Origin of the sequence: Saxibacter everestensis, from assembly GCF_025787225.1 — a bacterium.
Classification (GTDB): Bacteria; Actinomycetota; Actinomycetes; order Actinomycetales; family Brevibacteriaceae; genus Saxibacter; species Saxibacter everestensis.
In genome coordinates this window covers 2,597,723-2,612,830 of record NZ_CP090958.1, presented here as the reverse complement: position 1 = coordinate 2,612,830, position 15,108 = coordinate 2,597,723, and the positions used below count along the sequence as shown (strand labels likewise).

The 15,108-nt window shown below is 62.6% G+C and carries 8 protein-coding genes; 7 read left to right on the top strand and 1 reads right to left on the bottom strand.

The window, feature by feature from the left end:
• The first annotated feature begins 74 nt into the window (after positions 1-74).
• The 6 genes from LWF01_RS12445 to LWF01_RS12420 all read left to right on the top strand — a co-directional run bounded on the left by LWF01_RS12445 (position 75) and on the right by LWF01_RS12420 (position 12,298).
• A complete protein-coding gene (locus LWF01_RS12445; RefSeq protein WP_349637698.1) occupies positions 75-1,352 on the top strand; it encodes a hypothetical protein in 1,278 nt (425 codons plus the stop codon).
• Entirely contained in the window at positions 1,349-2,110 is a 762-nt protein-coding gene (locus LWF01_RS12440; RefSeq protein WP_349637697.1) for a hypothetical protein, read from the top strand. Before LWF01_RS12445 ends, LWF01_RS12440 begins: the two co-directional genes overlap by 4 nt.
• On the top strand, positions 2,107-3,318 hold the full coding sequence (locus LWF01_RS12435; RefSeq protein ID WP_349637696.1) for a hypothetical protein: 1,212 nt from the start codon (positions 2,107-2,109) through the stop codon (positions 3,316-3,318). Before LWF01_RS12440 ends, LWF01_RS12435 begins: the two co-directional genes overlap by 4 nt.
• A 282-nt stretch (positions 3,319-3,600) precedes the next feature.
• Positions 3,601-7,080, top strand: coding sequence for a DNA-directed RNA polymerase subunit beta (gene rpoB, locus LWF01_RS12430; RefSeq protein ID WP_349637695.1), 3,480 nt, complete (start codon positions 3,601-3,603; stop codon positions 7,078-7,080).
• A gap of 78 nt (positions 7,081-7,158) precedes the next feature.
• A complete protein-coding gene (locus tag LWF01_RS12425) occupies positions 7,159-11,037 on the top strand; it encodes a DNA-directed RNA polymerase subunit beta' (protein WP_349637694.1) in 3,879 nt (1,292 codons plus the stop codon).
• Positions 11,038-11,281: 244 nt separating this feature from the next.
• The gene (locus LWF01_RS12420; RefSeq protein ID WP_349637693.1) at positions 11,282-12,298 is read left to right on the top strand and encodes a type IV toxin-antitoxin system AbiEi family antitoxin domain-containing protein; all 1,017 of its coding nucleotides are present in this window, start codon (positions 11,282-11,284) and stop codon (positions 12,296-12,298) included.
• Positions 12,299-12,390: 92 nt separating this feature from the next.
• Here the strand turns inward: LWF01_RS12420 and LWF01_RS12415 are convergent, their stop codons facing one another.
• Positions 12,391-13,416, bottom strand: coding sequence for a 6-phosphofructokinase (locus tag LWF01_RS12415; RefSeq protein ID WP_349637692.1), 1,026 nt, complete (start codon positions 13,414-13,416; stop codon positions 12,391-12,393).
• 243 nt (positions 13,417-13,659) lie between these two features.
• Here LWF01_RS12415 and LWF01_RS12410 point away from each other — a divergent pair, with 243 nt between their 5' ends.
• A complete protein-coding gene (locus LWF01_RS12410; RefSeq protein ID WP_349637691.1) occupies positions 13,660-15,093 on the top strand; it encodes an amino acid permease in 1,434 nt (477 codons plus the stop codon).
• Positions 15,094-15,108: the final 15 nt, after the last annotated feature.

Below are 15,108 nucleotides of genomic sequence, written 5' to 3'. Positions count from 1 at the left end.
GTCCCCAGGCAAGGTAGACATGCTCCCCCTCTCCGCGTGCACCTCCTGCGGTCACCCTCCATTTGGAGAGAGCCGTGAGCACCGACGATTCCGATAACTCTCCCGAGACCAGAGCGCGAGCTGTCCGTGCCCTGCGCAGCCTCATCGCACCGGGCTGGCAAGAGTCGCCGCTCTTCGTCGACCAGAACGTCGCCGGTGCGATAACCGACGGTCAGCAGGACCGGATCATAGCGGCGATCGCCCGTGTCGTTGGCGAAGGCAGGCGCTGCTACGTCGCGGTTTTGCCGCAGCTTGCCGGCAGAACCGGGGAGACCCACCTGAACTATTCCGCCAGGGAACAGATCCTGGCCGGGGCAGTGCGCGACATGTTCGATGTCGAAGAAGGCCCGGTCAGCTACATCTTCACAGAGGTACAGAGCGGATTCGGCAACTGGCGGTCGGTCGCTTTCGTCGTCGACGCCGACGGCGAGAGCGGCGAACTCTCCGGGCCCGACGTCCGCGACGAGCTGGACACCGACTCCGTCGCTGCGACCACCTCATACGCTGCCGACGCCCTTCTGGCATATCTGCGCGGCGAGGATGCGCCGCCCCGACCTCGGCATGAAGACCGGAAGCCAGCGGACGAGAAGACACCCGGCCGGCTGGATGAACTGGATTATTACCTACCTGATGACGGCGATCCTGGTGTGCCCGGTGTGATCACGACCGGGGTTGCCTTCGGTGCGGCCCTGGTGTGGGTCTGCGTTCGCCGCGATAAGGCAGCGAAGGCAGCGACGCCGATCAGTGTGACGCCGGAGTTGATCAGTAAAGCCAGGTCAGCGGAATCGGCGCTTCGCTCGCTCGTGGATGGCCCCTGGCCAGAGAGTTTGTCCGACGACCAGGTCGAGACCATCGATCGGATCGGCCGTGCCGCCGAGGTCGTGTTGCGCCGGGCCGGCGGTGAGTTCGATTCGGAAACTGACCCGCTCGACCTCCTGGCCATGTCCCTGCTGCAGCGACGTGCCGCCGTGATTGCCCCAAGCGGGAAGGGTAGACGAGGCACGAAAGCCCCGAAACCCGGCGAGCCGGCGCGGTCATGCTTCTTCGACCCTCGACACTCGGATTCCTCTGGCGACGGCGTCTGGCGGATGGGCCGAACCCGGCTCACGGTTCCGGTGTGCCGCGGCTGCCGGACAGCGCTGAGGAATGGCGGCGAGCCGGCCGCACTCATGGTTGCCAGGCGATCGCTGTTCGCTCGACGACGTTCCCAGCCATATTTCGCCGCCTCTGGAAACGTCTACGCCGACTGTGGCTTTGGCAGCATGCGACCGCTCGAGGACGCGATCCTCGATCAGACAAGGGTTTCGCGATGAAAGGCGTAGGAGGCAAGGTGGCCGTGGTTGCGGCCTGGACCCTGGTCGGTCTCGGGGTGGGCACCGGCGTTAGCGGCTATCTGTTGACGACCTTTCCTGATACCCCGAGGAAGGAGTACCTCGAGGAACGGCAGGAGCTGCTGGAAGACTGGCCGCCGGAGTACGACACCACCCGGATCGAAAGGATCGTCGACGAGCTGAGAGACGATCGTGTCTACGTGGATCCCACCCAGCGGATCATGCTCACCGAAGCCGGCGAAGCAGACCTCAGCGACCAACTGCTGAGCGGTGACGCGCCGATCTATGTCGCGGTGGTGCCCACCGAAATCTACGACGAGTCCGAGGGGGACAACGATTTGCTCGCCCGCCGGATCGGCTACGAGTTGGGCAAAGATGCTGTCGTTGTCGTGCACAACGCCTCGGACACCAGTTTCGAAGCGAGCGGGCTGGACGTCGAGTATCGAGAAGGAGACGAGGCGAAGCTGAGCGATACCGACTTCTATTCAGAAAACGGCAATCGGAAGCTCGCCCTCACCATCGATGCAATCGAGAACGCGACGCTGAGCGAGGGAGTTCCCGCGAACCCGAACCCGGACAAGCCAACGCTTAATGAAGAGGACGACCCGGGACCACGGATATTCGGATATCCGATCAAAACCGTCGTGCTCGACTTTGTGATCGGGGTGCTGTTCGCTCTTGTCCCCGCCGGCCTGGTTATCGGAGTGGTGCGAGGTTTTAGAAAGCAGGTCAAAGAATGAGCAGCATCCTTGAACAGGGCGCGCAGATAGCCCAGGCGCTGAAGACGGACAACTTCTACCTCGCCCCCGGGGCCGAAGAGACATTCGGTGCCAAAGCGCTGACCTCGGCCCGGTCGAAAAGCGAGTCGCTGGACTACCCGGTGTACGTCGTCGCGCTGAACGATGCAGACGCCGACAGCGCAGACCTGCTCACCTTCGTGCATGCGAACCTGCAGCAGGACGGCCTCTACATTCTGCTGCAGCCCGGCAGGTCCAACACATACGCCGTCGAAACCGACAACGAAACGTCATCCGTTATCTACGACCAGATCCTGCTCGCCCGGGACGACGGATTTCAGGACAGCTCACCGGCCAAACAGCTGAATCTGCTTCTCGAGCAGCTGAACAACCCGAAAACCTTGACAGAGCAGGAGGCGCAGGCGCTTCGTGACGGCGGTATGCAGCCAGGGGTTGTGCAGCCGCGCGCCGAAACCTCCCCTAGTGAACCGGTGATTTCAGATGCCGGCATGGTCATGCTCGGGGTACTGGGCATCGCCATTGTGGTCGCCGCTGCGGGCATGGGCATTGCGGCGCTGCGCAGAAACCGGGCCAAGCGCAGATACCGGCTGCCTTCGGCCCTGGTCACGAGCGTACGTTCGCTGCAACGCAAGGAACTGCGCGAACAGGTCGGGCAGAACACGCTGCACGTGGCCGCGCGACTTGAGGCGCTCAAGACCCAGGGGCTCTCCGAGGACACTCTGGAGACCGTCGTGCACGGCCTGGATGCGTACAGCCTCGCCTCGCGGCTCGTCGACGACGCGGCGAGCAGAACCGTCGACCTAGCCGGGGCCCTGGTGCTGATCCGGGTTGCTGAGCGCGACCTGTTCTCCGCCGAACAGGCCGCGGACGATGCAACCCAGTCGGTGCGGCAGAAGAAGGGCCGCAAGATCGCCGGCCGGAAGAGCGGGCCGGGGCCGCTCGCGCTCTGCGTCTTCAACCCCTTGCACCGCGAAGCAGAGTCCCGGGCCGACTACCGCCTCGATTCCGGCCGCAAAGTTAGCCTGCCGGCGTGCAATGACTGCGCAAGCGCGGTGAGGTCACGGCAGGAGCCCGACTGGCTCTACGATGGCGACGAGCCGTATGCGTCGCAGAAAACCGTCTGGGGAAAGACGCTCTTCGGCGCCATCGACGGTGACCTGATCGAGGGCCTGCAGTCCTACCGAGGGTAGCTGGAGCACGCGACGGCGAGTGAGAAAAACAATCTAGGTGTGTCGGCGATGACACATCTGCCCGGTCATGGTGTAAAGTAGACAGGCTCGGCATGAGGGTGTAGTCTTAATCTTTGCGCTCCCATAACTTCCAGCCTTCATATAGCGGTGGGCTTAGTGTCATGGGCCGCGTGCGAACACGTACAGGCCTAATAACCGCACAGCCGTCGCTTTTTTGCGCCTACTTTGCGGCAACAATTCGGCCGAAGCAAAATGAAGTTCTTAAGCCCTGGAAGGACTCTCTTGGCTGCCTCGCGCACCTCAGATCAGAACGCAAATAGCCCTAGCCGTATTTCCTTCGCGAAGATCCGCGAACCGCTCGAGGTACCGAACCTCCTCGGTTTGCAGACCGAAAGCTTTGACTGGCTCCTTGGCAACGAACGCTGGCAGGATCGCGTTATCGTCGCAGCGGAAGCCGGAGACGATTCGGTACCGGAGACATCCGGTCTCGAGGACATCTTCGAAGAAATCTCGCCGATCGAGGATTTCTCCGGCTCGATGTCTCTCTCATTCCGCGAGCACCGTTTCGAACCGCCCAAGTACTCGATTGAAGAGTGCAAAGAGCGCGACATGACCTACTCCGCTCCGCTGTTCGTCACCGCGGAGTTCATGAACACCAACACCGGCGAAATCAAGAGCCAGACAGTGTTCATGGGTGACTTCCCGTTGATGACCGAGAAGGGCACCTTCATCATCAACGGCACCGAGCGTGTCGTTGTATCGCAGCTGGTTCGTTCGCCCGGCGCCTACTTCGAGTCCGTCCCGGACAAGACCTCGGACAAGGACATCTTCACCGCGAAGATCATCCCATCCCGTGGCGCCTGGCTCGAGTTCGAGATCGACAAGCGCGACCAGGTCGGCGTCCGCCTCGACCGCAAGCGCAAGCAGTCGGTTACCACCTTGCTGAAAGCACTCGGCTGGTCCGAGGCGAAGATCCTCGAAGAGTTCGGCGAGTTCGAGTCGATCCGCGCAACCCTGGAGAAGGACAACACCACCACCCAGGACGAGGCGCTGCTGGATATCTACCGCAAGCTGCGTCCAGGCGAGCCCCCGACAACCGAGGCCGCACGCAACCTGCTGCACAACCTGTACTACAACCCGAAGCGCTACGACCTGGCGAAGGTTGGTCGCTACAAGATCAACCGCAAGCTCGGAACCGACGCGCCGCTGTCGGATTCGGTCCTGAGCGACGAGGACATCGTCGCCGCCATCCGCTACATCGTGCACCTGCACGCAGCCAGCGAGACGATGAAGGGCGTTCGCGACGGTGACCCTGCCGACATCCGGGTTGCGCTCGACGACATCGACCACTTCGGCAACCGCCGGATCCGCGCCGTCGGTGAGCTGATCGAGAATCAGGTCCGCACCGGGCTTTCCCGGATGGAGCGCGTGGTTCGCGAACGGATGACGACTCAGGACGTCGAGGCAATCACGCCGCAGACCCTGATCAATATCCGTCCCGTGGTCGCAGCCATCAAGGAGTTCTTCGGAACTTCCCAGCTGTCGCAGTTCATGGACCAGAACAACCCGCTGGCCGGTCTGACGCACAAGCGCCGGCTGTCGGCTCTTGGCCCGGGCGGTCTGTCCCGTGACCGTGCAGGCATGGAAGTTCGTGACGTTCACACCTCGCACTACGGCCGGATGTGCCCGATCGAAACGCCTGAAGGCCCGAACATCGGCCTGATCGGTTCGCTGGCATCATTCGCGCGGATCAACCCGTTCGGCTTCATCGAGACGCCGTACCGCAAGGTCATCGATGGCAAGGTCACCGACGACACCCGTTACCTCACGGCTGATGAGGAAACCGAGTACGCGATCGCCCAGGCCAACGCGCCGCTGACCGATGACAGCACCTTCGCCGAAGAGCAGGTTCTGGCCCGGCCTTCGGGTGGTAGCGGCGAGGCGGAGCTTATTCCGGCCGGCGAGATCGACTTCATGGATGTTTCGGCCCGCCAGATGGTTTCGGTCGCAACAGCCCTGATTCCGTTCCTCGAGCACGACGACGCCAACCGCGCCCTGATGGGTGCCAACATGCAGCGTCAGGCCGTGCCCCTGGTACGGGCCGAAGCTCCTGTCGTCGGTACCGGCATGGAGTTCCGTGCCGCCGTCGATGCCGGAGATGTCGTGGTCGCCAGCAAGGCCGGCGTCGTGTCCGACGTCTCAGCCGACCAGGTGAGCGTTGCCAACGATGACGGCACGTCCATCACCTACCGGGTGGCGAAGTTCGCCCGCTCGAACCACGGAACCTCGTACAACCAGCGCGTTCTGGTCAACGAAGGCGACCGGCTCGAGGTCGGCGGCGTTATTGCCGATGGTCCTTCCACCGAAAACGGTGAGATGGCGCTTGGCAAGAACCTGCTCGTCGCGTTCATGTCCTGGGAAGGTCATAACTTCGAGGACGCCATCATCCTGTCCCAGCGACTGGTCCAGGACGATGTTCTCTCCTCGATTCACATCGAGGAGCACGAAGTCGACGCCCGTGACACCAAGCTGGGTGCCGAGGAAATTACCCGGGATATCCCGAACATCTCTCCTGAGGCGCTGGCGGACCTGGACGAGCGCGGCATCATCCGGATTGGCGCCGAGGTAACCGATGGCGACATCCTGGTCGGCAAGGTCACCCCTAAGGGTGAAACCGAGCTGACACCGGAAGAGCGCCTGCTGCGCGCCATCTTCGGTGAGAAGTCGCGTGAAGTCCGCGACACCTCGCTCAAGGTGCCACACGGTGAGCGCGGAACCGTTATCGGCGTGAAGGTCTTCGACCGCAACGAAGATGATGAGCTCGCTCCCGGCGTCAACCAGCTGGTCCGGGTCTACACCGCCACCAAGCGGAAGATCACCGACGGCGACAAGCTCGCCGGACGGCACGGAAACAAGGGTGTTATCTCCAAGATTCTGCCTGTCGAGGACATGCCGTTCCTCGAAGACGGAACCGCTGTCGACATCATCCTTAACCCGCACGGTGTGCCTCGTCGAATGAACATCGGTCAGGTCTTCGAAACCCACCTCGGCTGGATTGCCAAGCAGGGCTGGGACGTCGAAGGCAACCCGGAGTGGGCCACCCGCCTGCCCGAGGCCGCGCGTTCGGCGGCGCCGGACACCAATGTCGCGACCCCGGTGTTCGATGGTGCCCATGAGGAAGAGATCACGGGCCTTCTCGAGTCCACGACGCCGAACCGCGACGGCAACCGGATGATCGGTGCCAGCGGAAAGGCGCAGCTGTTCGACGGCCGCTCCGGCGAACCGTTCCCGATGCCGGTATCCGTTGGATACATGTACATCCTGAAGCTGCACCACCTTGTGGATGACAAGATTCACGCACGTTCCACCGGTCCGTACTCGATGATCACCCAGCAGCCGCTCGGTGGTAAGGCTCAGTTCGGTGGCCAGCGTTTCGGTGAGATGGAGGTGTGGGCACTCGAGGCCTACGGTGCCGCCTACACGCTTCAGGAACTGCTCACGATCAAGTCCGATGACATTCCAGGCCGCGTGAAGGTATACGAGGCCATCGTCAAGGGCGAGAACGTGCCGGATCCGGGTATCCCAGAATCGTTCAAGGTGTTGATCAAGGAAATGCAGTCGCTGTGCCTTAACGTCGAGGTTCTGTCCTCCGACGGTGCGCACATCGAAATGCGTGACTCCGATGAAGAGGTATTCCGCGCTGCGGAAGAACTCGGAATCGACCTGTCCCGCCGCGAGGCGAACACGGTCGAAGAGGTCTGAGCCGACAACGCTCTGACAGCCTCCAAGCACACTTAAACGCTACAAACTGGCATATACGCCAAGGAGAGAAGGACTCACGTGCTCGACGTCAACTTCTTTGATGAGTTGCGCATCGGCCTCGCGACCGCAGACGAGATCCGTCAGTGGTCGTACGGCGAAGTGAAGAAGCCCGAAACCATCAACTACCGAACCCTGAAGCCGGAAAAGGACGGACTCTTCTGCGAGAAGATCTTCGGCCCGACCCGCGACTGGGAATGCTACTGCGGCAAGTACAAGCGTGTCCGGTTCAAGGGCATCATCTGTGAACGCTGCGGTGTGGAAGTAACCCGCGCCAAGGTGCGTCGTGAGCGGATGGGCCACATTGAGCTGGCCGCGCCGGTCACGCACATCTGGTACTTCAAGGGCGTGCCGTCACGCCTCGGCTACCTGCTGGACCTGGCGCCGAAGGACCTCGAAAAGGTCATCTACTTCGCCGCCTACATGATCACGGCCGTGGATGAGGAGTCGCGTCATCGCGATCTGCCTTCACTGCAGTCGCAGATCGATGTGGAGAAGAAGGAACTCGCCGATCGTCGTGACAACGACATCGAGAACCGGGCCCGCAAGCTCGAAGAGGACCTCGCCCAGCTCGAAGCCGACGGCGCCAACGCCCCGGCCAAGAAGAAGGTCAAGAACGACGCGGAGAAGGAAATGGATCGGCTGCGCAAGCGTGCCGATGCAGAACTCGAACGCATTGACCAGGTCTGGGACCGGTTCAAGTCGCTCAAGGTATCCGACCTGGAGGGCGATGAGTCGCTGTACCGCGAACTCGTCGACCGCTACGGACTGTACTTCGAAGGCTCGATGGGCGCCGAGGCAATCCAGAAGCGCCTTGCAAGCTTCGACCTGCAGGCCGAGTCCGAGCTGCTTCGCGAGCTGATTGCGACCGGTAAGGGCCAGCGGAAGACCCGTGCCCTGAAGCGGCTGAAGGTCGTCAACGCATTCCTGACGACGAAAAACAGCCCGCTGGGTATGGTTCTCGACGCTGTGCCGGTGATCCCGCCGGAGCTGCGGCCGATGGTCCAGCTCGATGGTGGCCGCTTCGCCACCTCGGACCTGAACGATCTGTACCGTCGCGTGATCAACCGGAACAACCGGCTCAAGCGTCTGCTTGATCTCGGCGCGCCGGAGATCATCGTCAACAACGAAAAGCGCATGCTGCAGGAAGCTGTTGACTCGCTCTTCGACAACGGACGTCGTGGCCGCCCGGTCACCGGTCCGGGTAACCGTCCGCTGAAGTCGCTGTCCGACATGCTGAAGGGTAAGCAGGGCCGGTTCCGCCAGAACCTGCTCGGTAAGCGCGTCGACTACTCCGGCCGTTCGGTTATCGTCGTCGGTCCGCAGCTGAAGCTGCACCAGTGTGGTCTGCCGAAGCAGATGGCGCTGGAGCTCTTCAAGCCGTTCGTGATGAAGCGCCTGGTCGACCTCAACCACGCGCAGAACATCAAGAGCGCCAAGCGAATGGTGGAACGCCAGCGCCCACAGGTCTGGGATGTCCTCGAAGAGGTCATCACGGAACACCCTGTTCTGCTGAACCGTGCTCCTACCCTGCACCGGCTTGGTATTCAGGCTTTCGAGCCACAGCTGGTCGAAGGTAAGGCAATTCAGATTCACCCGCTGGTCTGCTCGGCGTTCAACGCCGACTTCGATGGAGATCAGATGGCAGTACACCTGCCGCTGTCCACCGAGGCGCAGGCCGAGGCGCGAATCCTGATGCTGTCGTCGAACAACATTCTCAAGCCGTCCGACGGTCGTCCGGTGACCATGCCTTCGCAGGACATGATCATCGGTCTGTACCACCTGACCACGCTTGTCGATGGCGACACCGGTGAGGGCGAGGCTTTCTCGTCCGTCGCTGAGGCGATCATGGCGTTCGACCGCGGACAGATCTCGATCAACGCCAAGGTGAAGATCCGGATCGACCGTTTCGTGCCGCCGGCCGACTGGGAAGCACCGGAAGGCTGGGAAGAGGGACAGACCGTCACGGTCGAAACCACTCTTGGCCGCGCGATCTTCAACGAGACGCTTCCGGATGACTACTCATTCGTCGACGAGACGACTGACAAGAAGCGGCTGTCGGCCATCGTCAACGACCTGGCCGAGCGGTACCCGAAGGTTGAGGTTGCCGCGACCCTGGACAACTTCAAGGCGACCGGTTTCTACTGGGCGACCCGCTCAGGTGTCACCATCGCCATGTCGGATGTCGTGAGCCCGGCCTCGAAGCCGGAAATCATGGCCGAGTACGAGAAGAAGGCCGCGAAGATCCAGTCGCAGTACGACCTGGGTGCGGTGACCGATGACGAGCGTCGTTCCGAGCTGATCAAGCTCTGGACCGCCGCTACCGAAGAGGTTGCCTCGAAGATGGAAGGCAACTTCCCGGCATCCAACTCGGTTATGCGTCTGGTCAACTCCGGTGCATCCGGTAACTGGATGCAGGTCCGTCAGCTGGCCGGTATGCGTGGTCTGGTGACGAACCCGAAGGGTGAGATCATCCCGCGTCCGATCAAGTCGAACTACCGTGAAGGTCTTTCCGTACTTGAGTACTTCATCGCTAGCCACGGTGCCCGTAAGGGACTTGCCGATACCGCTCTGCGTACCGCCGACTCGGGTTACCTGACCCGTCGTCTGGTGGACGTCTCGCAGGACGTCATCGTGCGGGAACGTGACTGTGCCACCAGCCGCGGTCTGGAGTTGGCAATTGCCACTGTTGGCTCGGATGGTTCGCTGCGCCGGGACGACAATGTCGAGTCCAGTGTCTACGGCCGCACCCTGGCCGTCGATGTCGAGCACAACGGCGAGGTTGTTGCCCGTCCGGGCGACGACGTCGGAGACGTGCTCATCGACAAGCTGATCGAGCTCGGCGTTGAGACCATTAAGGTTCGCTCCGTGCTGACCTGTGGTTCTAAGGTCGGAACCTGCGCGCTGTGCTACGGCCGGTCGCTGGCCACCGGAAAGCTCGTGGACATCGGCGAGGCCATCGGTACGGTCGCCGCCCAGTCGATTGGTGAGCCGGGAACCCAGCTGACCATGCGTACCTTCCACACCGGTGGTGTGGCTTCGGATGGTGGAGACATCACCCAGGGTCTGCCGCGTGTCACCGAGCTGTTCGAGGCACGCACGCCTAAGGGTGTCGCACCGATTTCCGAGGCTCGTGGCCGGGTGAAGATCGATGATTCCGGCAAGGTCCGGCAGATCATCGTCACCCCGGACGACGGTTCCGAAGAGATCCCGCACCCGGTAGGACGCCGTTCCCGTCTGGTGGTTGCCGATGGCGACCACGTAGAGGCCGGGGACAAGCTGGTGAACGGAGCCGCGGATCCGAAGCAGGTTCTGCGTATCCTGAGCCGTCGTGCAGTGCAGAAGTTCCTGGTCGATGAGGTACAGCACGTGTACCGCAGCCAGGGCGTGGGCATTCACGACAAGCACATCGAGGTCATCGTTCGTCAGATGCTTCGCCGGGTCACCGTTATCGATTCCGGCGATACCAAGCTGCTGCCGGGTGAGCTCGCTGAGCGTCCGCGTTACGAAGCCGAAAACCGTCGGGTCCTGGCTGAGGGCGGTCAGCCCGCATCAGGCCGTGACGAGCTGATGGGTATTACCAAGGCGTCGCTTGCAACTGAATCGTGGCTGTCGGCCGCGTCGTTCCAGGAGACGACCCGCGTTCTGACCGAGGCGGCAATGGAAGGCAAGTCCGATCCGCTGCTGGGCCTCAAGGAGAACGTCATCCTCGGTAAGCTCATCCCGGCCGGAACCGGTCTGCCGCGTTACCGTGACATCGTCGTCGAGCCGACCGAAGAAGCTAAGGCTGAGTTGTTCAACTCCACGGCCTACGCTGACTTCGGTTACTCGCCGCTCGGTGGACCGGACGCCGGACAGGCGATTCCGCTGGAAGAGTACGACCTGGGCGACTACCGTTAGTCGCGCATGACAAGGGCCCTCGGACGCATCACGCGTCCGGGGGCCCTTGTGCGTCCAGCCCTAGTCGGATGCGAAACGGTCCGGTTTGTGGCCCAGGTGGGCTGCAAATGCCGGTATGGCCAGGCGTAAACCGGACCGTTTCGGCCCGGAGGTAACCTGCCGGCACAGCTGACGGGGTCGCTCCGCCTTTCCACAGTTCGGCGGCTTTATGCCCACCGGCTGCGGCCGCCTGGATTATGGGCGGATGGACCGCACAGAATCGAGCCTGGGAGAAGGCGTGGCCGCGATGTTCGCGGAGCAGGGTGGACTCGTCCGAGCTGGACAGCTGGAGCTGTACGGCGTAGATGCGAAGGCTCGCCGCCGCTGGTGCCGAACACGAAGCCTCTTGCGGGTACGACCGGGCATCTATTGCCTGCCATCGGAATGGGACCGGCGGAAGCCTTGGGAACGGTATGAGCTCCAAGTCCGCGCCGTCGCCCTGCGCGGGATTCCATCCGGCAGCCGACATCGGGCGATCAGTCATGCATCCGCGGCGGTGCTGTGGGAACTGCCGGTGTACGGCAGGCAGGTTGAGGTCCATGTGACCAGCGCCGGAGGACGAGTCCGCCGGGATCCCGTCGGCGTGCGAACGCACCATTCCCTCCTGGTCGACGCCGTGACGGAGATCGACGGAATTCCGGTGACGACACTGCCCCGGACAATCATCGATTGCTGTCGCGCTCACTCGTTTGTGACGGGAGTAGCTGTTGCGGATGCAGGGCTGAGACTCCTGCTCGACCAGCAAGGCGTGGCGCCGGGCGATCGCAAGCTGGCGCAAGAGACCCATCGAGAAATGCTGATCGCGGAGCTCGATCGGCGTCGCCTCCGGGGAGCGACCCAGGCGCGGAAGGCCATAGCGTTCAGCGATGGCCGGTCGGAGTCGATTGCGGAGACCAGGGCACGGATAGGATTTCGCGCCGTCGGCCTTCCGGCGCCTACGCCCCAGTTCACGGTACGTACGGGCATCGGCACGTTCTACCCGGACTTCGTTTTCGAAGACTATGGGGTAGCTGTCGAGATCGATGGCGACCAGAAGTACACGGAGCTGTACACCAGCGACCCGTTCCGAACTGTGCAGGCGGAACGACGGCGGCACAACGCGATCCAGGAAGTCGGATGGGAGATCGTGCGGGTCACGTGGGACGATCTCAAGGATCCGGTCGGGATTAAGCGCAGAATCGTCATGGCGCGTAAGCGAGCACGACCCCGCGGGATCGCGTGAGTTCGTCCAGCTCGGTCCGGTTTCTGCTTCGGGTGGCTTGTATTAGCCCCCGAGGTTAAGCACTTACCGGACCGTTTCGCTTGGGAGCGGTTCTAGCCGAAGAGGATCGAAGCCTCCTCATATCGATGCTGCGGCACGGTTTTGAGCACCATGGTTGCCTCGTCCAGGCCGACGTGGATGATCTCCGTTCCGTTCAGAGCCACCATCGTGCCCCAGGTACCGTTGACCACGGAATCGATCGCGGCCATGCCTAACCGGGTCGCCAGCACCCGGTCGTAGGCGGTCGGCACGCCGCCGCGCTGCAGATGGCCCAGGGTGGCGCAGCGGGTCTCAATGCCGGTGGCCAGCTCAATCTGCGGGGCGATCTGCTCACCGATACCGCCGAGCCGCGGCCGACCGAATGTATCCAGACCGCGTTCGGTGTGCGGGTGCTCCATGCCTTCGGGCATGAACCCTTCGGCGACGACGACGATAGGCGCTCGGCCGCGGTCGAATGCGAGTCGCACCCATTCGTTGATCTGGTCGAGGCTCACGCTGTTCTCCGGAATCAGGATTGCGTGGGCTCCAGACGCCATGCCGGAGTGCAGTGCGATCCAGCCGACGTTCCGACCCATCACCTCGACAACCATGCACCTGTGATGGGATTCGGCGGTGGTCCGCAAACGATCGATCGCCTCGGTCGCAATCGCAACCGCGGTGTCGAAGCCGAAGGTGTAGTCGGTGGCGGAAAGGTCGTTGTCGATGGTCTTCGGGACCCCGACGATCTTGACCCCGGCATCGGTAAGACGTTTGGCCGCAGTAAGCGTGCCCTCGCCGCCGATGGCGATGACGGCGTCGACGTTCCGCTTGTCCATCACCGACTTGACCCGGTCCGGCCCGCCGTTGTTCTCGAACGGGTTGGTCCGCGACGTGCCCAGGATGGTACCGCCCTGCTTGGACAACCCACGGACGTCGTGCCTGGTGAGCGGCACGACGTCATCCTCGACCAGGCCCCGCCAACCATCCCTGAAGCCCACGAACTCCTGATCGTAGATCGCGACTCCCTTGAGCACCGCCCCTCGGATTACCGCATTCAGGCCGGGGCAATCTCCACCGCTGGTCAGGATTCCAATTCTCAAGGTGATGTTCTCCGCGCTCGTAGGTTGCAACGTCAATGGCACGCGACGCCCGGCAGACGCCAAGTCCGGGCAGACGCGACGCCAGACAGACGCCAAGTCCGGGCAGACGCCGGGTATGACAGATGCCACGTCAAGGATAAGGGTGCCGCCCGCCGCCAGGGGGTGAATGGTAAGGATTATGCGCCGCGCCAGGCAGCCCTTAGCCTGTATGAGGCCATGACGCAGTTGAACTATGGGAGCACCATGAGCACGTCTGATTCGGGCGTTTCACAGACCATCGACGGTTACCAGCGCGGGCTCGGAGCCCGTCAGATTCAGATGATGGCGATCGGCGGCGCGATCGGCACGGGTCTGTTTCTCGGTGCCGGCACCGCTATCGCAAAGGCGGGTCCCTCACTCATTCTCTGCTATGCCGTCGCTGGCATAGTCATCTTCTTCATCATGCGGGCGCTCGGCGAACTGCTGATGTACCGACCAGTTGCCGGCAGCTTCGCCACCTACGCCCGCGAGTTCATCGGGCCCTGGGCGGGCTTCGTCACCGGCTGGACGTACTGGGCGGTCTGGGTTACCACCGGAATGGCCGAACTGACCGCCGCCGGCAAGTTCGTCAACTACTGGTGGCCGGAAATTCCGCAGTGGGTCACGGCGTTTGTAGCCCTGCTGATTCTGCTCGGCGTGAACCTCATCTCGGTCAAGATCTTCGGCGAGGCCGAGTTCTACTTCGCCGGGATCAAGATCCTCGCCATCATCGGCATGATCGTGATCGGCCTCGGCGTGCTGACCTTCGGGTTCGGCAGCCCGGCCGCGGACACCGCCAGCTTTGCGAACCTGTGGAACCACGGCGGCTTCGCGCCCAATGGAATCGGTCAGACACTGCTGGCAATGCAGATCGTGATGTTCGCCTACGTCGGCGTCGAACTGATTGGAGTAACTGCGGGCGAAAGCAAGAACCCCGAGAAGGTGCTGCCGAAGGCGATCAACACCATCCCGCTGCGGATCGTCATCTTCTACATCGCTTCGCTCGTCGTGATCCTGTCGGTCGTCTCCTGGGTGGACTTCGAAGAGGGCACCAGCCCGTTCGTCGCTGCTTTCGCCAAGATCGGCATTCCTGCCGCCGCCGGGATCGTCAACTTCGTCGTGCTCACATCGGCGCTGTCATCCTGCAATGCGGGCGGGTTCTATTCCACCAGCAGGATGCTTCGCACGTTGGCCACCCAGCATGAAGCTCCTAAGGTCTTCTCCAAGCTGAGTTCGCAGGCGGTGCCGAGCCGGGCACTGTTCCTCTCCGGCGGTGTCATGGGCATCGGGGTCATCGTCAACGCGCTGGCTCCGGAGGAGGCCTTCACCTACATCACCTCCGTTGCGACGGTCGGCATCCTGTGGGTGTGGGGCGTTATCGTATTCAGCCATCTGCGCTACCGTCGCGCGGTAGCCGCCGGAAAGGTGAAGGCATCGAAGTTCAGAATGCCCGGATCGCCGGTCACTAACTGGATCGTGCTGGCCTTCCTGGCCTTCGTTTTCGTGCTGCTGACATTTGATGCAGCCACCCGGGTCGCCATCTACGTGGCGCTGGGCTTCGGAATCATACTCGCGATCGGCTGGTTCACGATTGGCCGCCGGGGTGAAACGCTGAACGCCCAGGATGCCGGACGGCAGCCAGTCGAGCACGGAAGGTAGCCGACCGCCGGCCGG

Bases quoted from the DNA above. Each gene is read 5' to 3' on its own strand.
- LWF01_RS12440 (WP_349637697.1), top strand. From the start codon at position 1,349: ATGAAAGGCGTAGGAGGCAAGGTGGCCGTGGTTGCGGCCTGGACCCTG.
- LWF01_RS12435 (WP_349637696.1), top strand. From the start codon at position 2,107: ATGAGCAGCATCCTTGAACAGGGCGCGCAGATAGCCCAGGCGCTGAAG.
- LWF01_RS12420 (WP_349637693.1), top strand. From the start codon at position 11,282: ATGGACCGCACAGAATCGAGCCTGGGAGAAGGCGTGGCCGCGATGTTC.
- LWF01_RS12410 (WP_349637691.1), top strand. From the start codon at position 13,660: ATGAGCACGTCTGATTCGGGCGTTTCACAGACCATCGACGGTTACCAG.